General features: G+C 54.4%; 22 protein-coding genes. 8 read left to right on the top strand and 14 right to left on the bottom strand.

The window, feature by feature from the left end:
* Nucleotides 1-217: 217 nt before the first annotated feature.
* Entirely contained in the window at nucleotides 218-1,360 is a 1,143-nt protein-coding gene (locus tag ACYVHX_RS07870) for a serine hydrolase domain-containing protein (protein ID WP_460671088.1), read from the top strand.
* Here ACYVHX_RS07870 and nadB read toward each other — a convergent pair.
* The 7 genes from nadB to nadC all read right to left on the bottom strand — a co-directional run bounded on the left by nadB (nucleotide 1,357) and on the right by nadC (nucleotide 6,188).
* Complete coding sequence (nadB, locus tag ACYVHX_RS07865) at nucleotides 1,357-2,949, bottom strand: L-aspartate oxidase (RefSeq protein ID WP_460671087.1); 1,593 nt, start codon at nucleotides 2,947-2,949, stop codon at nucleotides 1,357-1,359. The two genes, ACYVHX_RS07870 and nadB, sit on opposite strands and share 4 nt — an antisense overlap.
* 15 nt (nucleotides 2,950-2,964) lie before the next feature.
* Complete coding sequence (locus ACYVHX_RS07860) at nucleotides 2,965-3,351, bottom strand: type II toxin-antitoxin system VapC family toxin (protein WP_460671086.1); 387 nt, start codon at nucleotides 3,349-3,351, stop codon at nucleotides 2,965-2,967.
* A gap of 8 nt (nucleotides 3,352-3,359) precedes the next feature.
* Nucleotides 3,360-3,581 (bottom strand): DUF2281 domain-containing protein, encoded by a 222-nt coding sequence (locus tag ACYVHX_RS07855; protein ID WP_460671085.1) that lies wholly within the window; start codon nucleotides 3,579-3,581, stop codon nucleotides 3,360-3,362.
* A 10-nt stretch (nucleotides 3,582-3,591) separates the two neighbouring features.
* The gene (gene nadA / locus ACYVHX_RS07850; protein WP_460671084.1) at nucleotides 3,592-4,602 is read right to left on the bottom strand and encodes a quinolinate synthase NadA; all 1,011 of its coding nucleotides are present in this window, start codon (nucleotides 4,600-4,602) and stop codon (nucleotides 3,592-3,594) included.
* A gap of 123 nt (nucleotides 4,603-4,725) precedes the next feature.
* Entirely contained in the window at nucleotides 4,726-5,052 is a 327-nt protein-coding gene (locus ACYVHX_RS07845; protein WP_460671083.1) for a nucleotidyltransferase substrate binding protein, read from the bottom strand.
* Entirely contained in the window at nucleotides 5,004-5,351 is a 348-nt protein-coding gene (locus ACYVHX_RS07840; RefSeq protein ID WP_460671082.1) for a nucleotidyltransferase domain-containing protein, read from the bottom strand. The genes ACYVHX_RS07845 and ACYVHX_RS07840 overlap by 49 nt, the downstream gene beginning before the upstream one ends.
* A gap of 3 nt (nucleotides 5,352-5,354) precedes the next feature.
* Nucleotides 5,355-6,188, bottom strand: a complete 834-nt coding sequence (gene nadC / locus ACYVHX_RS07835; protein ID WP_460671081.1) for a carboxylating nicotinate-nucleotide diphosphorylase — start codon at nucleotides 6,186-6,188, stop codon at nucleotides 5,355-5,357.
* A 128-nt stretch (nucleotides 6,189-6,316) separates the two neighbouring features.
* On the opposite strand from nadC, the gene ACYVHX_RS07830 reads away from it, so the two are divergent.
* From ACYVHX_RS07830 to ACYVHX_RS07810, 5 genes are all read left to right on the top strand, one after another.
* Nucleotides 6,317-6,694: a hypothetical protein gene (locus ACYVHX_RS07830; protein WP_460671080.1), complete on the top strand. Its 378-nt coding sequence runs from the start codon at nucleotides 6,317-6,319 to the stop codon at nucleotides 6,692-6,694.
* A gap of 145 nt (nucleotides 6,695-6,839) precedes the next feature.
* Entirely contained in the window at nucleotides 6,840-9,845 is a 3,006-nt protein-coding gene (gene secDF, locus ACYVHX_RS07825; RefSeq protein ID WP_460671079.1) for a protein translocase subunit SecDF, read from the top strand.
* 204 nt (nucleotides 9,846-10,049) lie between these two features.
* Entirely contained in the window at nucleotides 10,050-11,552 is a 1,503-nt protein-coding gene (locus ACYVHX_RS07820; protein ID WP_460671078.1) for an amino acid permease, read from the top strand.
* A gap of 110 nt (nucleotides 11,553-11,662) precedes the next feature.
* Nucleotides 11,663-12,454, top strand: a complete 792-nt coding sequence (locus ACYVHX_RS07815; RefSeq protein WP_460671077.1) for a sulfite exporter TauE/SafE family protein — start codon at nucleotides 11,663-11,665, stop codon at nucleotides 12,452-12,454.
* Complete coding sequence (locus tag ACYVHX_RS07810; RefSeq protein ID WP_460671076.1) at nucleotides 12,451-13,857, top strand: MBL fold metallo-hydrolase; 1,407 nt, start codon at nucleotides 12,451-12,453, stop codon at nucleotides 13,855-13,857. Before ACYVHX_RS07815 ends, ACYVHX_RS07810 begins: the two co-directional genes overlap by 4 nt.
* A gap of 1 nt (nucleotide 13,858) precedes the next feature.
* Here the strand turns inward: ACYVHX_RS07810 and nuoK are convergent, their stop codons facing one another.
* The 4 genes from nuoK to ACYVHX_RS07790 all read right to left on the bottom strand — a co-directional run bounded on the left by nuoK (nucleotide 13,859) and on the right by ACYVHX_RS07790 (nucleotide 19,206).
* Nucleotides 13,859-14,167 carry an NADH-quinone oxidoreductase subunit NuoK gene (gene nuoK / locus ACYVHX_RS07805; RefSeq protein ID WP_460671075.1) on the bottom strand — a complete coding sequence of 103 codons (309 nt, stop codon included), beginning with the start codon at nucleotides 14,165-14,167 and terminating at the stop codon, nucleotides 13,859-13,861.
* 4 nt (nucleotides 14,168-14,171) lie between these two features.
* Nucleotides 14,172-14,696 (bottom strand): NADH-quinone oxidoreductase subunit J family protein, encoded by a 525-nt coding sequence (locus ACYVHX_RS07800; RefSeq protein ID WP_460671074.1) that lies wholly within the window; start codon nucleotides 14,694-14,696, stop codon nucleotides 14,172-14,174.
* Nucleotides 14,697-14,720: 24 nt separating this feature from the next.
* The gene (locus ACYVHX_RS07795; protein WP_460671073.1) at nucleotides 14,721-16,415 is read right to left on the bottom strand and encodes a 4Fe-4S dicluster domain-containing protein; all 1,695 of its coding nucleotides are present in this window, start codon (nucleotides 16,413-16,415) and stop codon (nucleotides 14,721-14,723) included.
* A 382-nt stretch (nucleotides 16,416-16,797) separates the two neighbouring features.
* The gene (locus tag ACYVHX_RS07790; RefSeq protein WP_460671072.1) at nucleotides 16,798-19,206 is read right to left on the bottom strand and encodes an alpha-ketoacid dehydrogenase subunit alpha/beta; all 2,409 of its coding nucleotides are present in this window, start codon (nucleotides 19,204-19,206) and stop codon (nucleotides 16,798-16,800) included.
* A gap of 289 nt (nucleotides 19,207-19,495) precedes the next feature.
* Here ACYVHX_RS07790 and ACYVHX_RS07785 point away from each other — a divergent pair, with 289 nt between their 5' ends.
* Nucleotides 19,496-19,954 carry a DUF1573 domain-containing protein gene (locus ACYVHX_RS07785; protein WP_460671071.1) on the top strand — a complete coding sequence of 153 codons (459 nt, stop codon included), beginning with the start codon at nucleotides 19,496-19,498 and terminating at the stop codon, nucleotides 19,952-19,954.
* Nucleotides 19,955-20,019: 65 nt separating this feature from the next.
* Here ACYVHX_RS07785 and ACYVHX_RS07780 read toward each other — a convergent pair whose 3' ends face one another.
* The 3 genes from ACYVHX_RS07780 to ACYVHX_RS07770 all read right to left on the bottom strand — a co-directional run bounded on the left by ACYVHX_RS07780 (nucleotide 20,020) and on the right by ACYVHX_RS07770 (nucleotide 24,639).
* Entirely contained in the window at nucleotides 20,020-21,390 is a 1,371-nt protein-coding gene (locus ACYVHX_RS07780; RefSeq protein WP_460671070.1) for a hypothetical protein, read from the bottom strand.
* Nucleotides 21,391-21,393: 3 nt separating this feature from the next.
* Entirely contained in the window at nucleotides 21,394-21,621 is a 228-nt protein-coding gene (locus ACYVHX_RS07775) for a hypothetical protein (protein WP_460671069.1), read from the bottom strand.
* Nucleotides 21,622-21,756: 135 nt separating this feature from the next.
* Nucleotides 21,757-24,639 (bottom strand): putative LPS assembly protein LptD, encoded by a 2,883-nt coding sequence (locus tag ACYVHX_RS07770; RefSeq protein WP_460671068.1) that lies wholly within the window; start codon nucleotides 24,637-24,639, stop codon nucleotides 21,757-21,759.
* Between the two features lie 228 nt (nucleotides 24,640-24,867).
* Between ACYVHX_RS07770 and ACYVHX_RS07765 the strand changes: the two genes are divergently transcribed.
* Nucleotides 24,868-25,722, top strand: a complete 855-nt coding sequence (locus tag ACYVHX_RS07765; protein ID WP_460671067.1) for an N-acetylmuramoyl-L-alanine amidase family protein — start codon at nucleotides 24,868-24,870, stop codon at nucleotides 25,720-25,722.
* Nucleotides 25,723-25,910: the final 188 nt, after the last annotated feature.

Below are 25,910 nucleotides of genomic sequence, written 5' to 3'. Positions count from 1 at the left end.
CCGCGTGAATCCGTTTGATCCGTGTTCCCAATCCTAAAAAAGCCTTTGCGGTCGTTATAAAAAATGTATTTTTGTTTGCAGGAGCCGTAAACAGTATCAGTGCAATCAACGTAAAGGAATGAGAGTTTCGGGGATTTGGGCAGGAATTGTTGCCATTTTGATCATTGTCGGGTGCGATTCGAGTGAAGACAAAAAATTAAAGCGTTCGGCGAACGCGATGTCCAATTGCGCCGAAGAACAGAAATTATCGGCGGCCGAGGAACGGACCATCCGCCAGCAGATTAACGCCGACGCCAAAATTCAGCAAATTGAAGCCATCATCCGGGGAAAAGTTCGGGCGGGTTTCAATGGCAACGTGCTGATTGCCCAGAAAGGCGTCATTCTCTACAAAAATTCGTTTGGACTGGCGCACCTCGAACGTTCCTCCCGCGACTCGCTCAACGAAAACTCCAAGTTTCAACTGGCGTCCCTTTCCAAAACGTTTACGGCCGTTGCCACACTCAAACTGATCGAAGCCGGCAAACTGAGTCTGAAAGATACGGTTCAAAAATTCTTCCCGGATTTTCCCTACCACGGTATTTCGGTCGAAAATCTGCTATCGCACCGGAGCGGTTTACCCAACTACGCCTACGCGTTTGAAGACAGTATGCGGATCAATTTTTACAAGTTTGAAAAACCGTATCCGAGCAATACCGAAATCATGTACTGGTTTGCCAACGTGCACCCAACGCCCCAGCGCTATAACATTCCGGGCCGGACGTTCAGCTACAGCAACACCAATTACTGCGTGCTGGCGGCCATTATCGAAAAAGTTACGGGAATGTCGTTCGACCAGTTTGCCAAGAAAAACATTTTCGAGCCGCTGGGCATGAGAAACACCTGGGTGTCTACGACCCGCAACGATTCCATCAACCAGTACCGGACGGCGGGCTACCAGTGGAACCGCCGGATTCCGAAAGATTATTACGACAACGTGGTGGGAGACAAGGGGATCTACTCCACCGTCGGCGATTTGTTCAAGTGGTACCGCGCCCTGAACGGCGACTGTCTGCTCCGGAAAACGCTGCTGGCCGAAGCGTTCCTGCCCCGGAGTTTTGAGCGGAAGGGTACCAAAAATTACGGATACGGTTTTCGGATGTACGTCAATAACCAGAACCAGCCGGAATACATCTACCACACGGGTTGGTGGAAAGGCTACAACAGCCTGTTCTGGTTCAGTCCGAAAGATGATTTTGTAATCATTCTGCTCGGAAACCGCTACAACAAGTCCGTGTATCAGGTCAAAGAGTTACTCGAAGTGCTGCACGGTCATCCGTCCAATGCCGAACCGGAAGCCGAAACCGGCGAAGTGGACGTTTAGGCGGTTTCTTTCTCAATATCCTGGTTATAGTGCAAACCTCGGTTATCGTGCCGGGCCATGGCGGCTTTGATCACCAGATACGCCACTTCGATCATGTTGCGGAGTTCACAAATCCGGTTCGACACTTTCGACTGCCGGTACAGTTCTTCGTGTTCCAGATAGATGAGTTCCAGCCGGTCCATTGCCCGCTTCATCCGGCGGTTCGTCCGGACAATGCCCACGTAATTCGACATAATCGATTCCAGTTCACGCTGCATTTCGGTCACGAGAACCAGCTCTTCGGGGTGCGTTGTTCCGGCGTCGTTCCATTCCGGCAGGTTTTCGGGAATGGCGGCTTGCGCAACGTTCTCGACGGTTTTCAGATACGCCCGGTGGCCAAAAACCACAGCTTCAAGTAAGGAATTGGAAGCCAGCCGGTTCGCGCCGTGTAAGCCCGTGCAGGAACATTCGCCGGCGGCATACAGGAAATTAATGTTTGTCTGCCCGTATTCGTTTACCTTGATGCCCCCGCAGAGGTAATGCTGCGCCGGAACGACGGGAATGTAATCTTTCCGAATATCAATGCCCAAATTGTCGCGGCAATAAGCCGTAATGTTGGGGAAGTGTTCCACGAATTTTTCAAAATCGAGGTGCGTCACGTCCAGGTAAACGTGCGGATCCCCGGATTTTTTCATTTCGGAGTCGATGGCGCGGGCCACAATGTCGCGCGGAGCCAGCGACAGGCGCGAGTCGTAGTTTTCCATGAACGTCTCGCCCTTGATCGTCTTCAAAATACCGCCAAAACCGCGTACGGCTTCCGAAATCAGAAAACTCGGTTTTTTGCCCGGTTCGTACAGGGCCGTTGGGTGGAACTGGATGAATTCCATGTCCTTACAGATCGACTTGGCGCGGTAGGCCATCGCAATGCCGTCGCCCGTCGCGATGGTCGGGTTCGTGGTGCTTTGGTAGACATTTCCGATGCCGCCCGTCGCCAGCAGGGTCGTTTTGGCCAGGAACATCTCCACGCGCCCGGTTTGCGTATCCAGCACGTAGGCGCCGAAGCAGCGGTTATCGGTATCGTAGCGGTGGACGGTTTCGCCGAGGTGGTGCCGGGTGATCAGATCGACGGCGTAGTAGTGCGTAAAAATCTCGATGGCGGACAGCGACTGCGCTTTTTCGAGCAATGCCCGCTCGATTTCGGCCCCGGTGATGTCCTTGAAATGCAGAATCCGGTGGTCGGAATGGCCGCCTTCCCGCGCCAGGTCGTAGTCGCCGTCGTCTTCCTTGTCAAACCGGGTGCCGTAGTCGATCAGTTCGCGAATCCGGTCAGGGGCTTCCCGCACCACAATTTCGACCACCTCGCGTTTGCTCAGAAAGTCGCCCGCAATCATCGTGTCCTCGATGTGTTTTTCGAAGGAATCTTCCTCGGCCCACACGGCGGCAATTCCGCCCTGTGCATACTTGGTGTTGGTTTCGTCGGCCCGAACTTTCGTAATGACGGCAATGCGGACGGGGTGGCCGGTTTCTTCAAAATGAATCGCCAGTTTGGTGGCGTAACTCAGCCCGGCAATGCCGGAACCGATGACGAGGAAATCGAAGTGTTGGGGCATAGGAGGTAAAGAGTATTACTGCCACTGTACAGAAAGGGTGTACAATGGAAAATAAGCATCTTTGCTGACGACCGTTGCATCTTCTACGATTGCCTGAGCGATCAGAAGACGGTCAAACGGGTCATGGTGATGAAAAGGCAATTTAGTGAGTTCGATAATATGGCTGGGTAAAATGGGCATCAAATCAATCGCCAAACCGGGCAACTCATTGACAACATCCTGTAGCGAACGGGTTAATGAAATCTTTCCCAGACTTTGTTTGATGCCTATTTCCCAAATACTGACAATACTTACAAGGAGCTGATTACCCGGTTTCTGCAAATCAGAAAGGGTTTTAGCAGGAATTAATGATTCCTTTTCAAGCAACCAAAGAAGAACATGCGTATCCAGTAAGTACGTCATAGATCAGTTTACCTGTAATCCTTAAAATCATCCAAAGGGGCGTCAAAATCATCAGCCATGTAGGTGACAAGGCCTTTCATCGTGCCGAATTTTCTTTCTTTGGTTGATCCCGATAATTCGGATGATACTTCTGTAGCTAAAACGGCTTGCAAAGCCTGTTTTTCTACCGGAGAAAGCTTTTTAACGGCTTGAAGTAACTCCTCAAACCCAACTTGTACGGTCAGCTCCATAACGTTTTCATTACAATCCCTTACTCATTTCCAGCATCCGCAACACCGAGGCTTCGGCTTTCACGCGGATCTCTTCCGGGACAAAAATCTCCGGTTTTTCGTAATACAACGTGTTGTACAGCTTTTCGAGCGTATTCATTTTCATGTATGGACACTCCGAACAGGCGCAGGTGTTGTTTTCGCTGGCCGGGGCCGGAATGATCTTCTTGTTCGGAACGGCCTGCTTCATTTTGTGCAAAATACCGGCTTCTGTGCCGACAATGAACACGTCGTCGGGCTGCTCCACCACGTATTTCAGCAGGGCCGTCGTCGAGCCCACGAAGTCGGCCTGGCTCAGAATGTGTTCCTGGCATTCGGGGTGGGCGATGAACTTGGCCGCCGAGTATTTCTGCCGCAGGGCCATCAGTTTTTCCTGCGAAATGTCAATGTGGACAATGCAGGCGCCATCCCACAAAACAAGATCCCGACCGGTTTTTTTGGCCACAAACCGACCCAGGTTGGCATCCGGTGCGAAAATAATCTTCTGGTCTTTCGGCAGGCTTTCGACGATCTTGACGGCATTGGACGACGTACAGATAATGTCCGACAGCGCCTTGATTTCCGCCGAGCAATTGATGTAACTGATCACGATGTGATCCGGGTGTTGCGCCTTGAAAGCCGCAAACTCGTCGGCCGGGGCCGAATCGGCCAGCGAACAGCCGGCGTTCATATCCGGAATGATCACTTTCTTGTCCGGCGAGAGAATCTTGGCGGTTTCACCCATGAAATGCACCCCGCAAAACACAATGATCTCGGCGTCGGTAGCGGCTGCCTGCTGCGACAAACCCAGGCTGTCGCCGATGTAATCGGCCAGGTCCTGGATGTCACCGTCAACGTAGTAATGGGCCAGAATCACGGCGTTTTTCTCTTTCTTCATCCGCCGGATTTCGTCCATTAATACCTGTTTATCTTTCGGTGTCGAGCGGCTGATGTAGCCGATCTGCCGAATTTCTTCCTCTAACGTAAGTGGAATCGTTGCCATAGTGAGTAAACAAATTTGCGCAAAAATTATTCGCCAAGCGTTTTTTGAACCAATGTGACCAGTTGTTTGAGCGTGGAAAGATGTACGGGTAATCGCTCATAGACGTCATCAAACACCGATTCTTTATAAACATGACTCAGCAGATTTCGGTCGTTGATCGTTTGAAAAAGAGCATCCGTCATCTCTGAACAAATTCAGAAAGTAATGCCGATAGACCAATTTGGGGGCCTTAGGTGACTCTCCACCCAGCTCGTCCAGGATCTGCTTCACGGTTTTCCAGCCTAATTCGGTACAATACTCAAACTTGTGAATGCAGGCATTTTTATAAATATCCAGCTCGATGGCATCTCGGCCGCTGTAGTCGTACTGCAACACCTTTTCAAAGCCGTCAACGGCGCGTATTAATTCATCAATTTTTCTGCGGAGAGGTTCGCTGGGTTGTTCCACCATTGTACAGAATTTGAAGCAATACGTTTAAAATCTGGATCCCGAATTTGAAAAAAATCTACCAAATCAACGGGATACAGCAAATCACTTTCGTCAAAAATGTCCTGCAATTGACTTAATAAAGTTGGACTAACGGGTTCAGGACCAATAATTCCGATGTCGATATCGGAACGACGACGCGCTTTTCCGGATGCCTGGCTCCCAAACAGAAAAACGCCAAACCGGGTGGTGTCGAGATGGTTCAAAATAACTTCCCGGCAATAGCGTAACGCATCTTGCTGCCGTTCACCAAACGTTTTCATAACCTAATACGCTTTCAGGCTCATGTCCAGACTTTTAACCTGATGAGTCAGCGCGCCCGATGAAATATAATCGACGCCGGTTTCGGCGTAGGCCCGCAGGTTGGCGTCGTTGATGCCCCCCGAGGCTTCCGTCACGATGCGCCCGTCGATCAGTTCGACCATTTTTCTCAGTTCGTCCGGTTCAAAATTGTCGAGCAACATCCGGTCCACCTGGCCCAGCCGCAGCACGTCTTCCACTTCCCGCTGATTCCGCACCTCCACCTCAATCGGTAATTTCCGGCCCGTCGTTTTCAGATACGCAACGGCTTTGGTGACGGCCGCTTCGATGCCACCCGCGTAGTCGATGTGGTTGTCTTTGATCAGAATCATGTCGAACAGGCCAAACCGGTGGTTGACCGCTCCGCCGATTTTGACCGCCATTTTTTCGCAAACCCGGAAGTTGGGCGTTGTTTTGCGCGTGTCCAGCAGTTTGGCTTTGGTGCCTTCCAGCAGGTTCACCATCGTCCGCGTATGGGTCGCAATCCCGCTCATGCGCTGCATGCAGTTCAGCACCAGTCGTTCCGCTTTCAGAATCGACTGCGCCCGGCCGCTAACCGTCAGCACGATGTCACCGTAATGAATGGCCATGCCGTCCTGAATATTGACGTGGACTTCCAAATCCGGGTCAACTTCCCGAAAAACCGCTTCGGCCACTTCCACCCCCGCCAGAATACCGTCCTGCTTCACCAGCAAGCGGGCGCGTCGCTGCGCATCCGCCGGAATCGTCGAAAGGGAGGTGTGGTCGCCGTCGCCCACATCTTCGGCCAGGGCCAGTTGAATGAATTCCTGTAAGATCATGTCTACTTATTTCGGCGAAAGTTAGTGGACTTCTTGAAAAATGCCTTAAAAAAACCGATTTGCTTTCTTGCGGAACAATTGCGAAATTTGTTGCCCTCGTTCCGACGAACCGATTTTTAACCTTCTTTATGAAGCAACAACAGCGTACGGACTTTATTCGTTTAACGAGCCTGTTTCTGACCGGCTTGCTGCTGCTGGTGGCGTCGGGCGGTCCGTCGTGGCTGTGTGTTGAACAACTGCCGGCCAAGCAAACTGTTCAAACGCCGAAAAACGAGAAAAAAACCGGTAACACGCCGGAAGCCACGGTACAGGCTACTTCGTTTGATGCGGTCGTAACGCCCGCGCTGACGTTCGGATTTTCGCAAACGGTTTATCTGCTGCCGCCACCCGTCCTGTTTTTTGTCCTGAAACAGACGGTTATTCCCCGCTTTTTTGAAATACCGTATTTTTATTTTTCGTTTTTCTGCTACGTATTCGGGCATCACATCGCTATTAATGCGCCCTGATCGCTGTTTTTTGAAGTGAGAAGCCCGCCCAGGGAGAAAAACCAAAAACCGGCCATCGGACGGTTTTAGTTTCCTGCTTCCGCTCACACTTCCTTTTCCTCAATTTTCTAGTGTCTTACATCTTTTCTCTTTATTCTTAATTAGAATGCAAAACCGAGTCGGAATACTCATTCTGACGGGTGTAATTGCGCTGTTGTGCGTTTACTACCTGTCGTTTACGTTCGTGTCGAACAGCATCAAAAATGACGCGACAAGCTACGCTACCCTGGCAAACGGGAATGTCGATTTTGACAAAAAACAGCATTACATGGACTCGCTCTGGAAAGAGCCGGTTTATCTGGGCAACACGCTGGAGGAAGTAACGGCCCGCGAATTGGGTCTGGGTCTCGACTTACAGGGCGGGATGCACGTTGTGCTGGAAGTATCACCCGCCGAGATTCTGCGCGGTCTGGCCGGGGGCACCCGTGATCCGAAGTTCGAGCAGGCGCTGAAGAAAGCTACCGAAGACCAGAAATCGAGCCAGTCGAAATTTGTGGATCTGTTTATCAATGCCTACAAAGATGCCGCTCCCAACACCAAGCTGGCGACGATTTTTGCCAACAGCGCCAACCGGGGCAAGATCAACTTCCAGTCGTCGGACGCCGAAGTCCGGAAGCTGATCAACGAAGAAGTAGACGGTTCCATCAGCCGGGCGTTCCAGATCATTCAGGCGCGGGTCGATAAATTTGGCGTTGCCAATCCGAACATTCAGCGGTTGCCGGGTTCGGGCCGAATTCTGATCGAATTGCCGGGGGTTGACAATCCGGAGCGCGTGCGTCGGCTGCTGTCCGGAGCCGCCAAACTGGAATTTGCCGAAGTCTACACGCTGAGCGATGTTGCCGGTGGACTGGACCAGCTCGGTGCTTACCTGGTGCAGATCGAAGCGGAACGCAAACAGGCGGTTGCCCAGAAAGCGGGCGGAACCACCGCTTCGGCCTCTACGGATACGACGAAAAAAGACAACTCCCTGGCGTCGCAGCTGGCGCAGAAGAATCAGCCGGCCAAGGGAGATACGGCCAAAACCGATACCTCGGCAACAGCCGCCCAGAATGCCGCGCTGACGAGCCTGTTCGTGCCCATTTCGCAAAACCAGCTGGGCGTTTACCTGAAAGATACGGCCCGTGCCAACGACATTCTGAGCCGGGCGAACGTGAAAGCGCTGTTCCCGGTTGATGCGGTTTTGTTGTGGGATCGCAAAGCCATCGTGACCAACGACAACAAGGAAATCCTGCCGCTGTATTTCATCCGGAAACCGGCGGGCAAAGCACCGCTGGAAGGCGATGTGATTGTGGATGCCACGAACGACTACGACGACCGGGGCCGTCCGGAAGTGACCATGCGGATGAACGCCGAAGGCGCCCGCAAATGGCGGACGTTGACGGCGGCTAACATCAACCGCCCGGTTGCCATCATCCTGGATAACCTGGTGTATACGGCGCCAACGGTCCAGAACGAGATTCCGAACGGGAGCTCCAGCATTTCGGGTAACTTCACCGTGGATGAAACCAAGGACATGTCCAACATCCTGAAAGCCGGTAAACTGCCCGCTCCGACGAACATCGTCGAAGAAGCGGTGGTGGGTGCTACGCTGGGTTCCGAAGCGGTTTCGGCGGGGGTCATTTCGTCCCTGGTTGGCTTGGTCATTGTGTTGATTTTTGTGGTTGCCTACTACGGCAAAGCCGGTTTTATTGCCGACATCGCCCTGTTTGTCAACCTGTTCTTCCTGCTGGGGATCATGGCTTCGCTGGGGGCGGTTTTGACCATGCCCGGTATTGCCGGTATCGTGTTGACGATCGGTATGGCCGTCGATGCGAACGTCTTGATTTTTGAGCGGATCAAAGAAGAACTGGCGCTGGGCAAGCCCTTCAAGCAGGCCATTGCCGACGGTTTTACCAATGCGTATTCGTCCATCATCGACTCCAACGTAACAACGCTGCTGACCGGCGTGATTCTGTTCATCTTCGGAACGGGTCTGATCCTCGGTTTTGCCACCACGCTCGTAATCGGTATCCTGACCTCGCTGTTTGCCGCCATCTTTGTCACCCGGATTATCCTGGAGCAATACGTGAAAAACGGCAAAACGCTGGCGTTCGGGACCAGCTGGTCGAAGAACCTGTTCAAAGACTCCGCCTTCGATTTCGTATCGCGCCGGAAACTGTATTACACGATTTCATCGACCATCATTGCCCTGGGGATCATTTCCGTCATTTTCAAAGGATTCGGTCTGGGCGTTGACTTCAAAGGGGGCCGGTCGTATGTGGTGCGGTTCGAGAAAAATGTGACCACGGATGATGTCCGGAACGCACTCGAAAACGAACTGCCGGGTTCGCTCGAAGTAAAAACCTACGGCGGAACCGGCGTAGGCGGTGCCAATCAGGTTCGGGTAACCACCAGCTACCTGGCGGATGCCACCACCCCGGAATCGGATAAAGAAACCGAGTCGAAACTACTCGCCGGTGTTGCTAAAATTCAGGGCAACAAAGGCCGCATCGAAAGCTCGCAGAAAGTCGGCCCGGCCATTGCCAACGACCTGATCTACTCCGCGCTCTGGTCGATTCTGCTGGCCGTTGCGGTGGTATTCGGGTATATCCTGATTCGCTTCAAAAAGCTGGCTTTCGGCTACGGAGCGGTGGTGGCCCTGTTCCACGACGTTCTGATCATTCTGGCTATTTTCTCGATTGGTAACGGTTTTCTGCCATTCTCGCTGGACATTGATCAGGCGTTTATCGGTGCTTTGCTGACCATCATGGGGTACTCGATGAACGATACCGTGGTCGTTTTCGACCGCGTTCGTGAGTACCTGCGGGATACGAAAGGCCGGAAAGAAAGCATTGCCGTGATCATCAACAACGCCCTGAACAGCACGCTGAGCCGAACCGCCGTAACCGGTCTTTCGACGATGCTGGTGCTGATCGTCCTGTTCATCTTCGGTGGTGAAACCATTCGCGGATTCTCGTTCGCAATGTTGATCGGGGTTATTGTCGGTACGTATTCGTCCCTGTTTGTGGCAACGCCGATTGTGGTCGATTCCCTCAGCCGGGATCAGCTCAACGAAGCAGCCGCTACCCCGGAAGTAGCGGTAACCGGAAAAGCCGCCCGCTCCAAGGCGTAAGGGTTCCAGACGGAAAAGGGATAAAGACTTAATGATCTTTATCCCTTTTTTATTTTCCGTTTTCCGGTATTGACTAAGGCTACAAAAGCGTTATTTTGCAAAACATTTATTTCGAAAAATTTTATTCGGTTCTATATGGAGTCTACCAAAGCATCAACACCAGCGACAAATCAACTTTGGGCGAAGAAATCGATCTCGAAGCTCATGGAAGAAACGGCGGCCGAACCCGGAAGTTTGGACCCGATCGGCCATGAAGGCGGTGGTCTGAAACGGACGCTGAACGCAACGAACCTGGTCGCGCTGGGAATTGGAGCCATCATTGGAGCCGGGTTATTCGTGCGGACGGCAGCTGCGGCCGGTGGCCATGCCGGGCCGGGCGTTACCATTTCGTTCGCCATTGCGGCTTTTGCCTGTGCGCTGGCCGGTTTGTGTTATGCCGAATTTGCGTCGATGATTCCAATTGCCGGAAGTGCCTATACCTACAGTTATACCACCATGGGCGAGTTCGTCGCCTGGATCATTGGCTGGGATCTGGTGCTGGAATATGCCCTGGGAGCGGCCACGGTTTCGATTGGCTGGTCGCAATACCTGAATGCCCTTTTCTACGATTTTTTCGGGTTTCACATACCCTATCGATGGTGTCACTCTCCTTTTCAAATCAGCGACGGGCTGGGCATGTACACCGGAGAAGCCGGAGTGCACGGTCTCATCAACCTGCCCGCCGTTTTTATTCTCCTGATGCTGAGTTTGTTACTGATCCGGGGTACACAGGAGTCGGCTTCTTTCAATAACATTATTGTGATTGTCAAAGTAAGCATTGTCCTGCTGATCATTGCGCTGGCCTGGAAATACATCAATCCGGCCAACCACGTTCCCTACCTGATTCCGGCCGATGCCGGAACCGCTACGCTGAGCACCGGCCAGGTCCACAACTACGCCGATCCGCTCAACCACGGCTGGCTGGGCGTTCTTCGGGGCGCGGGGATTGTCTTTTTTGCGTTCATCGGTTTTGATGCGGTTTCGACAGCCGCGCAGGAAGCCAAAAATCCCCAGAAAGATATGCCGGTCGGCATCCTGGTTTCACTGGGAATCTGCACGGCCCTGTACATTCTGTTCTCCCACGTATTAACCGGTATTGCACCCTACAAAGATTTCATCGGGCACGGGGGCGAAGCATCGGTGGTGTACGCCATCAACCACTACATGCCGGGTTTCGAGTGGCTGGCTTCCCTGGTAACCGTGGCAATTCTGGCCGGTTTTTCCTCCGTGATTCTGGTGATGTTGCTGGGGCAGACGCGCGTGTTCTACACCATGAGCAAAGACGGTCTGGTACCGGCGGTTTTCTCCCAGTTGCATCCGAAATACAAAACGCCGTTTCGGTCGCAGTGGCTGTTTTTTGTGTTCGTTTCCATTTTTGCCGCCTTCATTCCGGATAGTGTCGTTGGTGATATGACCAGCATCGGCACCCTGTTCGCGTTTGTTCTGGTCTGCATCGGCATCATGATCCTGCGCAAAACCGATCCGCAGCTTGTTCGTCCGTTCAAAACGCCGATGTACATGATTGTCTGCCCGTTGGGTGCCCTTGTGTGTCTTTCCATGATTCTGAGCCTGGGCTGGGAAAACTGGACCCGTCTGATTGTCTGGATGGTGATCGGATTGCTTATTTATTTTGTTTACGGCCGTTACCACAGCAAACTCCGCTCCTGATACACGGGCTGGCTTGACCTGATCAGGGAACTAAAACTCCTAAAACTCTACCGAGTTTTAGGAGTTTTTTATTTTTACACGAGTAGCTTTGCAACTAGCCAACCGGAGGTATGAACGAAGTAGCGGGCTTTGCAGCGGCAGGAATGGTGGGCCTGGTGATTGGGCTGGCGGGCGGGTGCGGCTCCATCCTGAGCGTGCCGGTTTTGGTGTACCTGTTTCAGCTCCAGCCCTTGCTGGCAACGCAGTACTCCCTGTTCGTTGTGGGAGCCACTTCGCTGGTCGGCTCAGTCGGATACGCCTTTAAAAAGCAGATCGATTACAGCGCAACGGCGGCTTTTGCCCTCCCAGCGTTTTTGTCGGTATTCGTCACCCGCCGGTTTTTAGTCCCGGCCCTGCCGGATCCGCTTTGGCAGTACGGTTCTTTTGTTTTGCCTAAAAACGAAGCCATTCTCTATTTTTTTACCTTTGTCATGGTCATAGCCGCGCTGGCGATGCTGCGACAGCCGGGTCAGGAGCCGCCGGAGGGTGGTCGGCCCCGGTTGAGTCTACTGGCTCTGAACGGTCTGGGCGTTGGCGTTTTAACCGGAACCGTCGGAGCCGGGGGCGGTTTTCTGATTGTGCCGATACTGATGTTGCTGGCGGGTTTACCGATGCGCCGGGCCGTCGCCACCTCGACCTTCATTATTGCCGTTAATTCGTTCGTCGGTTTTTCGGGTGATCTAGACCGGAATGAGCTGGACTGGCGGTTTTTACTCGAATTTACGGCCTTTTCCGTTGGCGGACTGGGGCTGGGCATTTACCTGTCCCGGTTTGTGCCACCCGCGCAGTTGAAACGCGGTGTCGCAAGTCTGATTTTAATCGTAGCGGCCTATATCCTAATTAACGAACTGAGCAAGTCATGATCATCGAACAATTGTATACGGGTTGTCTGGCCCAGGGAGCCTATTACATTGAAAGTGAGGGAGAAGCTGCGGTAATCGACCCCCTGCGGGACACCGATTCGTACCTGAAAAAGGCGGAACGCAACGGCGCCCGGATTGCCTACGTGTTTGAAACCCACTTCCACGCCGACTTTGTCTCCGGGCATCTGGATCTGGCCCAAAAAACCGGGGCCACCATTGTTTACGGCCCCAATTCCCCAACCAGTTTCGACGCCCATCACGCCAAAGATGGCGAAGTCTTTACGCTGGGCGGGATCACCATCAAGGCGCTGCACACGCCCGGGCACACGCTCGAATCGACGACGTATCTGCTGGTGGACGAAACCGGGAAAAACCGCGCTATTTTTACCGGGGATACGCTCTTCATTGGCGACGTGGGCCGCCCGGATCTGGCCATCAAGGGCGATCTGACGGAGGAAGATCTGGCCGGTATGCTCTACGACAGCCTGCACACGAAAATCATGCCGCTGGAAGACGAAGTGATCGTCTATCCGGCGCACGGGGCCGGGTCGGCCTGCGGCAAAAACATGAGCAAGGAAACAACGGATTTGCTGGGCAATCAGAAACGGTTTAATTACGCGCTCCGGGCGCAAACAAAAGAGGAGTTTATCAAAGTCGTGCTCGACGGGCTGACGGAAGCCCCCGCTTATTTTGCCGAAAACGCCCGTTTAAACAAGGAAGGCTACGAAGCCATCGACGACGTGCTGGAACGCGGAGCGCAGGCCCTCTCGCCGGAAGACTTTGAAGCGACCGTTAACGAAACCGGCGCGCTGGTGCTCGATGTACGGCAGGCCGGGGAGTTTGCACCGGGTTTTATTCCCAACGCGATTAACATTGGTCTGAACGGCCAGTTTGCGCCCTGGGTCGGCGCGTTGATTCCGGATTTAAAACAACCCATTGCCCTGGTCACGCCCGTCGGTCAGGAAGAAGAAACCGTCCGGCGACTGGCCCGCGTGGGTTACGATCACAGCATTGGTTTTCTGGAAGGCGGTTTTGCGGCCTGGCAACAAGCCGGCAAAGAAGTGGATGCCATCGCGTCTCTGTCGGCGGAGGAATTTGCCGGTCAATACACGGAAGGGCAAGTGGTGGATGTTCGCAAACCCGATGAATTTGCGGCTGAGCACGTTCAGAATGCTGACAACCTGCCGCTGGACAATTTAAACGATCACATGGCGGAAATCGACAAAACCAGGCCGGTTTTTGTGCACTGCGCGGGTGGCTACCGCTCGATGGTGGCCGCTTCGATTCTGAAAGCCCGCGGTTTTGATAACGTTGTCAATGTCGAAGGCGGAATGGGCGCTATCAAAAAAACCGGTCAGGTGCCTGTTGCAGGTGAGCCGGCAGCCAGTACCGACGGACTTTAACTTACTTCTTCAACTCGTTTATTTCGTCGAGCTGAACGGTTTTGAAATGCCGGTAAACCTGCAAAATAATCGCCAGTGCAATGGCGGCTTCGGCGGCTGCGACAATCATGACAAACAGGCTGAATAACTGGCCCTGCAGGTGTTCCGGATCATTTTGACTAAACGCAACCAGATTCAGATTGACGGCATTCAGCATCAGTTCGATGCCCATCAGCACCATGATGGCGTGGCGTTTCAGCACCACAATGGCCAGCCCAATGCTGAACAACGCAGCCCCAACGAGCAGAAACAGGCCGGAATTGATTTCCATACGGTTATTTATTGCGTGAAGAAGCGGCAATTGTTGTGGCGCCAATCAGCGTCACCAGCAACAGCACGCCCGTGAGTTCGAACGGAATCAAAAACTCGGTCATCAGTTGGCGCCCAATCGTATCGACCGTCGAGCGGTACGCCGGTGTGCCCTGATTCAGCAGCACAAAATTGCCCCGGACCAGCGCCCGGTATAAAATGCTAAAAATGCCGCCGGCCACCAGCAAGGCCCACAACCAGCTCCGGTGGCGGGTCAGAATGTGGTTGGGCTGCGTAAAGTCGGTTTTGGCCACATCCGTCTTGTGGGTCAGCATCACCCCGAAAATAATCAGGACCAATACCCCGCCGACGTAAATCATGATCTGGGAAACCGCCAGAAAATCGGCGCCGGCCAGAACGAATAAGCCGGCAACACCCAGCAAGGTCAGGAGCAGAAAAAAAGCCGCATACAACACGTTCTTCGTCAGCAAAACCGCCAGGGCCGATCCGAGAGTAAAAACAATAAATAAATAAAAAACGACCTGAACCACGGATTGAACGGTTTTAAGAACGGATTAGGATTCGCCTGGGGGCGGTGTTTTGGGCCGCATCGTGGGCCGGAACGCCGGGCGCGGTTTCGGCGGTTCATCCGGTTGGGATTCTTCGCCAGCCTTTTCCGGTTCGGCCGGGCTGGGCGGTTTTTCCGCAACGGGTTCCGCCGGTTGGGCCTCTTCTACCGGTGGAATCGGGGCGGTTTTGGGCCGCATCGTGGGCCGGAAAGCCGGTTTGGCCGCGACCGGTTTTGATTCTTCGGGAGCCGGTTTTTCCGCAATCGCCGGCTGTTCGGCAACAGGGGGCGCAAGGGGTTGGGCTTCTTCCGCCGGTTTCACTTCCTCATTCGGAACCGGCGATGATTTCGGTCGCATCGTGGGCCGGAACGCGGGCTTGGCCGGAGCCGGTTTTGGTTCTTCGGGAGTCGGTTGTTCCGAGACCGGAGGCTCCACGGGCTTCGGTGTTTCAACGGCGGCTGGTTCCGACGCTGCGGTGGTTTTGGGCCGCATCGTGGGCCGGAAAGCCGGTTTGACTACAACCGGTTTTTCTTCCTCGGCGACCGGTTTTTCCGCAGCCGGGGATTCTTCCGCCGGTCTGTTTTCGTCCGTTGCCGAACCTGGTTTGGGTCGCATCGTGGGTCGGAAAGCAGGTTTTGGCGCTACGGGTTCGTCCGCAGCAGGTTCGTCCGGGCGTTGGGCTTCCGCCGGCTTGGGTTCTTCGGCGGTCGAAGGGGCGGTTTTGGGCCGCAGGCTGGGCCGGAACGCGGGCCGGGGAGCCGGGGACGCGGCCGGTTTTTCCCGTCCTTCCATTGCAATTTTTTCCGCTTCGTCGGGCGTGACGTCCGTGAGGGGATGCTCGGCAACGGACCCGGCGGAGTTCTGTTCCGTCAGCGGTTTTTCTTCTTCCGCTGGCGGGCTGGGCGGTGTTTTCAGGGTTGGACGGAAAACCGGGCGCGGTTTCGGGGCGGGTGTTTCCGCCGGCGGAACGACTTCGGCGGGTTCTGCCGGTGGTTGCTGAGCGGCTGGCGCGCTGGCGGGCCCGTTCTCCAGCCCGACGGGTTTCGGAGCCGGTTTCAGGCCGGGCCGGAACGCCGGTTTTTTCGGCGCGTCGGCTGCGGGTATAGGGGCCGGAGCCGCTTTGGCCGCGGCCTGTTGGGCCTTCAACTCGTCTTTTTCCCGGACAAATTGTTCGTATAGCCTCCGCTTTTCATCCGCCTGATCGGGCGAGAGATTGGCGTAATGGTACGTCATGTTGCCCAACTCGAACTCGCTGTAATCGTAGGTTTTCGTCATCGTCAGGCACTCGGTGGGGCAAACCGTCGTGCAAAGGCCGCAGTAGCAGCACTTGGCCATGTCGATGTCGAATTTGCCCGCATACAGGCGAATGGGCGAGCCGTCCGACGCCTTGCCGACTTCCTCCGTCGCCTTGATCGCGTCAATCGTAATGCAATCGACCGGACACACTTTGGCGCATTTGTCGCAGACGATGCAGTCGTCCATTTCGTTGTGCAGGCGGTAGCGGCTGTTGTCCGGCAGCGGAATCGTCTCAAACGGATATTGCAGCGTGACGATCCCCGTATCCTGTCCGAAATAACCCGGTTGCTGGACATTGATCGGTTTGCGGCTCTGGCGGGCGTTCCAAAGGTGCCGGAACGTCAGCTTCAGCCCCGTCAGCGTGGTTTGGATGCCCTCCCGAATATCTTTGAAGTATTGGCTCATTGGTAACAAAAGTAATACCCACCGTAAAAAATAAGCGGAAAGCGGGCGGAGAAAGTTTCTGAGCGCCAGAATCTTTTCCAATACCAATCGGACGGGTGTGCTCTGATCGACTCCAAATGGGCGTTGCCGGCCCAAACGGGGCCATTCAAGGAACGTAAAGCTTTTACCTTTTGTGATGAACAAAGGCTCCACAGGAAAGTGGGCGAAAGCGGACGCATTTTGCGCTGCCAACCGACACGAAAGCTGAACGGCCTGAAAACAACGGTGCCGGGAACGTTCGAAAACCGTCCGGCAGGTGACCGTTAACGACAGCCTGACGATTCAACTCGTCGTTTCGGGTGGGCGGTTTTTCTGAAACGAATAGACGAAGGCGGTTTTTGCGTTAATACAAGCCTGGAAACCGGGCCGGATCGGCTTCGTTCATCAGTTCGTAAACCAGATCAAAAACATCCTCAACGCTGGGTTTGGAAAAATAATCGCCATCCGAACCGTAGGCCGGGCGGTGGGCCTTGGCCGAGAGCGTCCGCGGAGCCGAATCGAGGTAGCGATAAGCATTCTGGGTTTCAACCACCTGCTGCATCATGTACGCCGATCCACCCCCCGGACAGTCTTCGTCGGCAAACAAAACCCGGTTGGTTTTTTTGATGGATTCGACAATGGAGTGCGACAGGTCGAACGGCAGCAAGGTCTGCACATCGATGATTTCAACCTCAATCCCGAAGGCCTGAAGCTGGTCGGCGGCTTCCAGCACAATCCGGCACATGGATCCGTAGGTCACAATCGTCAGGTCGGTACCTGGGCGCAGGGTTTCCGGAACGCCGAGCGGCAGGCAGAACTCATCCAGATTTTCCGGCAGGCGCTCTTTGAGCCGGTAACCGTTCAGGCACTCAATCAGCAGGGCCGGGTCATCGCCCTTGACGAGCGTATTGTAAAAACCGGCAGCCTGGGTCATGTTGCGCGGCACCAGGATGTGCAGCCCACGCAGGCTGTTGACCATCGCACTCAGGGGCGAACCCGAATGCCAGATGCCTTCCAGCCGGTGGCCGCGCGTCCGGATAATCACGGGCGCTTTCTGACCGCCTTTGGTGCGGTAGTGCAAGGTTGCGAGGTCGTCGGTGAGCGTCGCCAGCGCATAAAAAACGTAATCGAAATACTGGATTTCCACAATTGGTTTTAGCCCGCGCATGGCCATGCCGATGCCCTGTCCGATGATGGTGGTTTCGCGAATACCGGTATCGGTGATGCGTAGTTCCCCGTATTTTTCCTGCAAACCGGCAAATCCCTGGTTGACGTCGCCAATCAAACCGACATCTTCGCCCATGGCGACCACCCGCGGATCGCGGCCAAACAGGTTATCGAAGTAGCGCTGCATCAATTGATAGCCGTCGATCAGCGGGCTGTCGTCGGTATACCGGGCCGGCACGGGCGTCACTTTCAGGGGCGAATCCGGCGACTGGCTGTAGAGGTGCGAACTGTACCGGTCTTCATTTTCGGCGCTGGTGCGGTTCAGCCACGCCAGCAGGCCCTGTTTCGCTTCCGAATCGTCGGTTCGCAAATACCGCAGCGCCCGCTTCACGGCGGCCACCGAATCCCGGCGAATGGGGACATGGGTGGTTCTCAACTGTTCCCGGATGCTGGCAATCGCTTTTCCTTCCCGGGCGGTTTCGGCGGCCTGTTGCAGCAGTTGCATGGCTTCGTCAAAATCGCCTTTCAGCGAGGCCAGATAGGCACTCCAGGCTTCCTGGCGGGCGGCCTTGGTGACCTTCGAGGCTTCCCGCTCGATGGCATCCAGTTCGTCATCGCTGGCGTAACCGTTCTCTAGAATCCACTGCCGGAACTGGCGGTTGCAATCATGCTGGCGTTCCCATTCCAGCCGTTCGCCGGTTTTGTAACGCTCGTGCGAACCGGAGGTCGAGTGGCCCTGCGGCTGCGTAACTTCCTGTACGTGAACCAAAACCGGAACGTGTTCTTCCCGGCAGATGCGGGCGGCTTTCTGGTAGGTTTCGATCAGACCCGGATAATCCCAGCCTTTCACGGTCAGAATTTCAAGCCCTTTTTCGGTTTCCGTCCGCTGAAAACCGGCCAGGGCTTTCGAGATGCTGGCTTTGGTCGTCTGGTATTCCACCGGAACTGAAATACCGTAGCCATCGTCCCAGACCGACATCAGTAGGGGTACCTGCAAAACGCCCGCGGCATTCATCGTTTCCAGAAACATTCCCTGCGAGGTCGAAGCGTCGCCGATGGTTCCGAAAATAATTTCGTTACCATTTTGCGAGAATGTCGTCAAAAGATGGAGATGAGGATTCTGACGATACAGCCGCGATGCGTAGGCCAGCCCAATTGATCTTGGAATCTGGCCTGCCGTCGGGGCAATATCACCAACTGAATTGAAAAGTTCGGTTTGGTTGCGCCACAAGCCGTTTTCGTCGAGCCAGCGGGTGGCATAATGGCCGTTCATCTGGCGACCGCCCGAGTTCGGATCGGCTTCGATGTCGGTGTGGGCGTAAAGCTGGGCAAAGAACTCCTGCCAGGTCAGTTCGCCCAGGGCCACTACGAAAGTTTGATCGCGGTAGTAGCCCGAACGGAAGTCACCGGCTTTAAAGGCATGAGCGGCTGCCAGCTGGGCAATTTCCTTGCCGTCGCCAAAGATGCCGAACTTGGCTCGTCCGCCCATTACCTCGCGCCGGCCCAACAGGCTGGCGTGGCGGCTTTCACAGGCCAGTCGATAGTCCTGCAGGATTTTTTCCTGCGTCAGCGTATCGGTTGTATTCAGTTGTTCGTTTGCAATCACAGAACGGCCATAGTTTTAGAGGTTCTTGTTTGCTCGATGAATTGCCTGTTCAACGGTTTTGATTGTCTTTCAGTGAGATACCGAAACCAATCGATCTTTGAACAAACAACGTTACTCCGGCGATCGGAGTAAAAATAATATAAAGTTTCGCAGCTTTCAAAAAAACGATTTTTTGACTTTCTTTGTTAAGCGAAACACAGACCAACATTTATTTGGCAAACCTTTTGTGCTCTAATAGGATTGTAAAGTAGTCTACCCGTTTGTTTGTAACTAAATTTTTTAAAAAGAAATGAAAAAGGCTTTTTCACTTATCGTGGTTTTTCTGGCAATAACTACGATTGCGTTCGCTCAGAAAGGCGTCATTAAATTCACCAAAGAGTCGCATGACTTTGGCAAGGTTCCGCAGGGAACGCCGGTTACGTACACCTTCGAATTCACGAATACCGGTACGGATCCCGTCGTCATTTCCAACGCGCAGCCTTCCTGTGGTTGCACCACGCCCGACTGGACGAAAAGCGCGGTTTTGCCGGGCCAGAAAGGGTTCGTGAAAGCAACGTATAACGCGGCTGCGATGGGTTCGTTCAACAAGAATGTAACGGTAGTGAGCAACGGCGAACGGGCTTCCATTCCCCTGACTCTGACGGGCGAAGTAACCGCGAAGGAAGGCGCATCGACGGCGGCAGCAACGCCAGCGGCTGCACCGGCTGCGGAGAAAAGCAAGAAAAAAGGAGCGAAGACTTCCCGCTAATAAACCGTATTTGATTACCGGAAACCGCTCGTCAGCCAACGCTGACGAGCGGTTTTGTTTTTTATTTAAGTGACCGGGATTTGTGCGCAACCGCCCAGTTGGGCAATTTGGGTATCCATGCGGGTCCATAACGTGAGGGCTTCCAGTTCGGCAACGGTATAATAGCGCGAGAATAGCTCAAAAACCGCACCCCCTGCGTGACTTTTACCGGCGGCCTTGTCGTTGCAATAGGTCTTCAGCAGGTAGGTTGGCAGGTAAAGCAGGGCCAGTTCAACCGGGCGCCGACCAATGTTGTTGTCTTTCTGCTGATCCGAAACGGCCGACCCAAACCACTGATCGAACAGCGTCTGGCTGATGAGCAACTGCCCGGCCGGAACCGGCGGGTTGCCCTGCTTGACCAACCTGGAGTACGGATCGTCGCCGTGGCTCAGGTAGTGGCCATCGGCCATAAACCACGGCTGGGCGTGGCCCGCAGTGCTGACCAGTTTGACCGGAATATTGACAACCCGCAGCAACGCCCGCAGAAAACCGGTAGTACCCCAGCACCCCGCCGTCCGGTGCATGATCCGAACGCTGGGCTCCAACGTACTTGGTGTTCCTTCGATAACCCGCACCATCGGCGGATAACCCCGGTATTGCCACTGGGCTTCGGCGTTGGCGGCCGTGAAACTGCCGGTAAAATGAATCAGATTCAACCGGCACCAGTCGACCGCCCGGCTGATGGTATCCAGGCGGTTTGGCCCAATCAGGTTTTCGCGGGCTAGAAACTCGTAACTGTAGCGGGGTGGCGCGGGAATGACCCGGCCGTGGCGGCTCCTGAATTGATACCCGGCGGGCGAGGCCGTCCACTCGAACAGTTCGCGGCTATCGAACAGTTGCGCCAGCTCATTGGGGGAGTAGCCCACCAGCGACCAGGGCAGGTGTTGACCGTATTCGACCGCCAGCGAGTGGCCAACGCTGGCTTTGAAGTAGGCCCAGGCATCGGAAACGGACAAAACCGTTGCGCCACCGTCGTCGCTTAGCTGGTTGACGGGGATTGCCGCCACCGGAATGGACCCCCGGTTCCAGGCTTCGTGGAAAGCGTCCCGGAGCTGCCCTTGCTGGTTGACGGTCCAGGAAGACCAGGGGTGCACCCCCGCGGCATCCTCCCAGACGATGCTGTTGGCAACGGCCGGATGCGCCGTTAGCCAGGCCGCCAGATCTGGAGCGACCTCCGCTTCCCCGACAGGCTCGGCGATTAGCGTGGATAGCCGTTTGCGATCGTGGTCGTAAGACATCGGTTTTTCGTTCCGCAGCAGATCCACCACGTAAGCGGCTTCGGCGGCACTGACGCCCTGTACCGAATCCGAACCGCCCTCTTCGTAATAAAAAACGATGTCGCAGCCGTCCGTCGGGTTCTGAAAAACCGCATAGCTGCTTAGCTGTTTTCGGGCCATGATCTATTCGCCCTCGCCGACGGGCTCGGCGGTTAGCGTGGAAAGCCGTTTGCGATCGTGGTCGTAGGACATCGGTTTTTCGTTCCGCAGCAGGTCCACCACGTAAGCGGCTTCGGCAACGGGAACGTCCGAAACCGTATCGGCTCCTCCGCCCTGATAATAGAGAACAATGCTGGACGTGCCGCCGATGGTATGAAAAACGGCGTACTGCGTAACGGTCTTGCGGGCCATACAATGGGGTTTAGAAAGTCGAGGGCGTTGGAAACGCCCGAAATACACCCGCAATGGTAATCAAATAAGGGCCCGGTCTGGCAGACCATTTACTATACGGTTTTCCGGTGGCGCAGAGCCTGATTTTGCTGGCTTTTAATAACCGTAGCCACCCAGCGAACTGCCCCGACGGCGGCTGATTTTCAAATCCTGAAGAATCGTAGACTTGACGCGCAGATCGAACGAGTAGAAATTGGACCGGAAGCGGTTGCCGGAAAACGGCGTGTAACTGAAGTTCATGTCCCAGCAGTGCAGGTCGCGGTGCACCGTGATCGTGGTAAGCGAAGGCGCTTTGGCCGCAAAGTCAAAACCGGTTTGGAGCGAAACTTTCCATTTGGGCGTCAGGCTGAGGTCGCCCGTCACCTGCAAGGTCTGGATGATCTGGCTTTCGATGGGAGTAAACTTGGTCATGCTGAACGTATAGCTCAGGTTGACGCTCCACGGAATGTTAAAATCGACGTAATCTTCCGGGTTTTTATTGAGGTGTCGCAGTTCGGCGGCATCGGTGGGCGTCTGTGCATTCTGATTAGGAGCCACCTTCGGTTTTTGGGCGTTCTTGGGCGCAAACTGCGTGCTCAGGTAAAAATTCAGGTTCTGCAAATGGGCCAGTCCCTGTCCTTGCGTGATGGCGAGTTTGTCGATTTTGTTGAGCCGGTACGTATTGACGTAAGGCCCGGTCTGGTAAAACTGATTTTGATACATCAGGTAGTACACGCCCGTCGGGATGTCTTCCGTATCGGAATACGCGTACGGATCGAAAACCGTCGAGAAGTTGAAGCTGATTTTCTTCAGGATCTGGGTGTTGGCGCTCAGGTTAACCTGCGAAAATTTAAACTGGGTCGCGTAGGGGTTATACGAACCCGCCAGGCTGATGTTGTCGAACAGCGAAATCTTCTCGAATTCGCTCTGGGCCGAATCGCTCCGCGACCGCACCTTCATTTCGATCTGGTTCACGATGCTGTAACTGAGGGTGGCGGCCCGGGGCGTGAAGGTGGATGAGCCCGCCGTGCCGCCCAGGCCCCGATAGCGCGAAACCCGCAGCGCGCGCGTGGTGTCGGTCGGGTCGCGGTATTGCGGCAGGTCCACCGTAAATGCGGTGGATAAATCCGGGGTATAGCTAAATGAAATCGAGGGGGCAATGGTGTGGCGGATGGCTTCCAGCCGTCCGGCGCGGATAAAGAACGTGCCGTAGGCCCGGGTGTTCATCGAGGCATTGAACGAAAGAAAATACGTGGCCGAAATCCCCGGCAGCGTATCGACCTTCACCGCCCGGCGGTCCGGTAAGTAGGTGTATTGCAGTGATTTGGTGTACAAATCGCCACTCAGTGAAACACCGGGGGTGAAGTTCAGGTAACGGGCAATTTTGAAGTTCGGCAGCGAAATGGGAATCGAATAGCGGCTTTGAATCTGCGCGTTTTTCAAAACCGTCGGCAGCGTCTCGAGCGTCAGCGGAATCAGGTTGGAGTTGATGTAGACATCCTGATTGGCCAGAGCCGCCAGACTGTCCCGCTGCCGCTGGATGCTGTCTCCCCGAATGGTCAGCGTGGTTACAATTGGAAAACCGAGGTTGGTCACATCCACGGTACGGGCCGTGTTGTTCACGATGGCCTGCGCGTTGAAATCCAGGCCGAGCCGGAAACTTTCGTACCAGCGGCCCGTGCCGCCCTTCAGGGCAAACGGGGCAATCTGCGTAACGCCCAGGTTAATGCCGGACGAAATGTTGGTCTGGCCGCCCTCCCGGGTGTTGGTGGTGGGGTTATACCGCCCGAAGTTCTGACTGACGTTCAGGTTGGCCGAACTCGTGACGTACTGCCCGAATTTACGGCTGTAGTTGACCCCTGAATTGGCCGCGTTGGAAACGTAGTTTCGCGAAGCCATCGAGGTGTTCAACTGATTGTAACTGTTGCTGCTGATGTTGACGTTGGCCGAAAACTGCGAGTTGCCGCGTGGCCGGGGCGAGTGCGACCAGACGATGCTGAAATCATTGCGTGGTTTGGAAGCCGTATCCACGAGCGAGGTCGTGCGGTTTCGGGCGTAGGTCAGGGCGAAATTGCCGCCAAAGCGGTAGCGTTTCAGGTATTCCGACGCCAGGCCGAGTCCCCAGCTTCCGTTGGAATAAATCTGCCCCCGAAGGCTCAGGTTGACATACTGGCTGATGGCGAAGTAATACCCACCGTCGCGGAGGTAAAAACCGCGTCCGTTCGGTTCTTCCCCGTACTGCGGAAAAATCAGGCCCGAGGTGCCAATTTCATTTTTTTTCGGAATTGGAAAAAAACCGAACGGCAGGGCCAAAGGCGTCGGAATGTCGTTGATCACCAGGTTGAACGGGCCGGAAATGAGCTGTTTGTTGTGAACAACCTTGATTTTGCTGGCGTTGATGTGAAAGTGGGGCGTGGTCAGATTACAGGTCGTATAAATCGCATTCCGGATGTAGAGGTTGTCTTCGGCGTCTTTCTTAACGGTTTTTCCCCGCACATTGCCCTCCCCCTGGGCCGTAATGACGCCCTTGATAAACCCCTTTTTGGATTTAAAATTGAAGCGGATTTCCTGCGTATCATACCGGCCGCTGTTGTCCTGAAAAACCGGTAGCCCCAGCATTTTTTTCGCTGTGGAATCGTAGCGGCCCTTCGCGAAAACCTCGTTGGTGGTCCAGTTGAGCTTGATGTAGGCCGCCGTCAGGTGAATGTCGCCGTAATCGACCTTGGCATCGCCGAAAAGTTCAACAATCTGGCCCGTAGCGTCGAAGAGCGTGGAATCTTTCGCGGAATAGTTGACGGTTGTTTGTAAATTACCGTTACGATTGGCCGAATCCAGTTGGGCCACGCGGAGCGAATCCCCGGTGGCGTTTCGCCGGGTGGTGTCCACAATCACCGAATTGCCGGTAACCGTCGCCGAACTGGGGGCGGCCGAACGCGGGGTAAACGCCGGGATCGTCCGGCGCGCCGGCTGTTGCTGCGCGTGAGCGATGAGCGGAAGCACAACGATCAGGCAACTAACCAGGTTCCGTATAATAAAGTATGTATTTTTCAGTTTTATCAAAAAAATTATATTTGCTCGTAAGACAGCGCTGGCTTAGACGGTCCGTTGTTCAGGCCGGGTTGCCAACCGGATTTCGACCGAAGCCGGATTACAAAGTTAGTCGCTAACATCATTCCAATCACTGCCTTGAAACGGTTAAACCTGTTAAAAATTATTAAAGCATCCGGAATGGCGTCCAAAACCGCCAGCCGGGTGCTGTTGATGTGCGGTTCGTTGCTGTTCCTCGTTCTCGGTTTGGTGGTGCTGCCCGGTATGAAACCGGTTATTCCGCAGGATAATCCAAAACAAGAGCACGAGCAGGCCGAAGTCAAACCGGGCCGTTTGCGGACGGTGGTGCTCGACCCCGGCCACGGTGGCAAAGACCCCGGCACGATGACCAAACGAAACCGGGAGTCGCGGATTGTCCTGAAGATTGCCCTGGAGTTGGGTCGGCGCATCAAGGAAGAACTGCCGGGCGTCAAGGTGATTTTTACCCGCTCAACGGATGTGTTCATCGAACTGAACGAACGCTCGGCCATTGCCAACCGCAGCAAAGCCGATCTGTTTATTTCGATCCACGTCAACGCCAGTCCGTCGTCGAGCAAAGTCAACGGCACGGAAACCTACACGATGGGTTTGCACAAAACCAACGGGAACCTGGACGTTGCCAAACGCGAAAATGCGGTTATTTTGAAAGAAAGTAACTACAAGGAAAATTACCAGGGCTTTGACCCCGACTCGCCCCTGGCCCACATCATGCTGGCCAATTACCAGCACGCGTTCATGAACAGCAGCGTTGATTTCGCCCAGAAAGTCGAGTGGAGTTTCAAGAAAAACGCCGAGCGCCCCAGCCGGGGAGTCAAACAGGCCGGTTTTCTGGTGCTCTGGCGAACCACCATGCCCAGCGTACTGGTAGAAACCGGGTACATCACCAATCCGGACGAAGAACGGTATCTGGCGTCGGAAGAAGGACAGAATGAAATGGCCAACGCCATTTTTCGGGCGTTCAAGGCGTATAAAGAAGAAGTTGATGCTGGAGAGTAGCCAGTTGTTGCTAACTTCGCAACGGTTTTTATTGTTGAATGGAAGAGATGATTTGAATGGTTAAAAAACGCCTGAATGGTTAAATGGATAAAAGAGTTAAGTGGTTGAGGATGAATTCTTAGAACCCAGCAACCATTTCTAACCGTAAAACCGTTCACCATCTGACCAACCATTTTTGACCATCCAGC

Source organism: Larkinella ripae (assembly GCF_054780775.1).
Note: the sequence above shows the minus strand (reverse complement) of the source record. Positions and strands in the feature narration are given on the sequence as shown.

Bases quoted from the DNA above. Each gene is read 5' to 3' on its own strand.
- ACYVHX_RS07870 (WP_460671088.1), top strand. From the start codon at position 218: ATGTCCAATTGCGCCGAAGAACAGAAATTATCGGCGGCCGAGGAACGG.
- nadB (WP_460671087.1), bottom strand. From the start codon at position 2,949: ATGCCCCAACACTTCGATTTCCTCGTCATCGGTTCCGGCATTGCCGGG.
- ACYVHX_RS07860 (WP_460671086.1), bottom strand. From the start codon at position 3,351: ATGACGTACTTACTGGATACGCATGTTCTTCTTTGGTTGCTTGAAAAG.
- ACYVHX_RS07855 (WP_460671085.1), bottom strand. From the start codon at position 3,581: ATGGAGCTGACCGTACAAGTTGGGTTTGAGGAGTTACTTCAAGCCGTT.
- nadA (WP_460671084.1), bottom strand. From the start codon at position 4,602: ATGGCAACGATTCCACTTACGTTAGAGGAAGAAATTCGGCAGATCGGC.
- ACYVHX_RS07845 (WP_460671083.1), bottom strand. From the start codon at position 5,052: ATGGTGGAACAACCCAGCGAACCTCTCCGCAGAAAAATTGATGAATTA.
- ACYVHX_RS07840 (WP_460671082.1), bottom strand. From the start codon at position 5,351: ATGAAAACGTTTGGTGAACGGCAGCAAGATGCGTTACGCTATTGCCGG.
- nadC (WP_460671081.1), bottom strand. From the start codon at position 6,188: ATGATCTTACAGGAATTCATTCAACTGGCCCTGGCCGAAGATGTGGGC.
- ACYVHX_RS07830 (WP_460671080.1), top strand. From the start codon at position 6,317: ATGAAGCAACAACAGCGTACGGACTTTATTCGTTTAACGAGCCTGTTT.
- secDF (WP_460671079.1), top strand. From the start codon at position 6,840: ATGCAAAACCGAGTCGGAATACTCATTCTGACGGGTGTAATTGCGCTG.
- ACYVHX_RS07820 (WP_460671078.1), top strand. From the start codon at position 10,050: ATGGAAGAAACGGCGGCCGAACCCGGAAGTTTGGACCCGATCGGCCAT.
- ACYVHX_RS07815 (WP_460671077.1), top strand. From the start codon at position 11,663: ATGAACGAAGTAGCGGGCTTTGCAGCGGCAGGAATGGTGGGCCTGGTG.
- ACYVHX_RS07810 (WP_460671076.1), top strand. From the start codon at position 12,451: ATGATCATCGAACAATTGTATACGGGTTGTCTGGCCCAGGGAGCCTAT.
- nuoK (WP_460671075.1), bottom strand. From the start codon at position 14,167: ATGGAAATCAATTCCGGCCTGTTTCTGCTCGTTGGGGCTGCGTTGTTC.
- ACYVHX_RS07795 (WP_460671073.1), bottom strand. From the start codon at position 16,415: ATGAGCCAATACTTCAAAGATATTCGGGAGGGCATCCAAACCACGCTG.
- ACYVHX_RS07785 (WP_460671071.1), top strand. From the start codon at position 19,496: ATGAAAAAGGCTTTTTCACTTATCGTGGTTTTTCTGGCAATAACTACG.
- ACYVHX_RS07780 (WP_460671070.1), bottom strand. From the start codon at position 21,390: ATGGCCCGAAAACAGCTAAGCAGCTATGCGGTTTTTCAGAACCCGACG.
- ACYVHX_RS07775 (WP_460671069.1), bottom strand. From the start codon at position 21,621: ATGGCCCGCAAGACCGTTACGCAGTACGCCGTTTTTCATACCATCGGC.
- ACYVHX_RS07765 (WP_460671067.1), top strand. From the start codon at position 24,868: ATGGCGTCCAAAACCGCCAGCCGGGTGCTGTTGATGTGCGGTTCGTTG.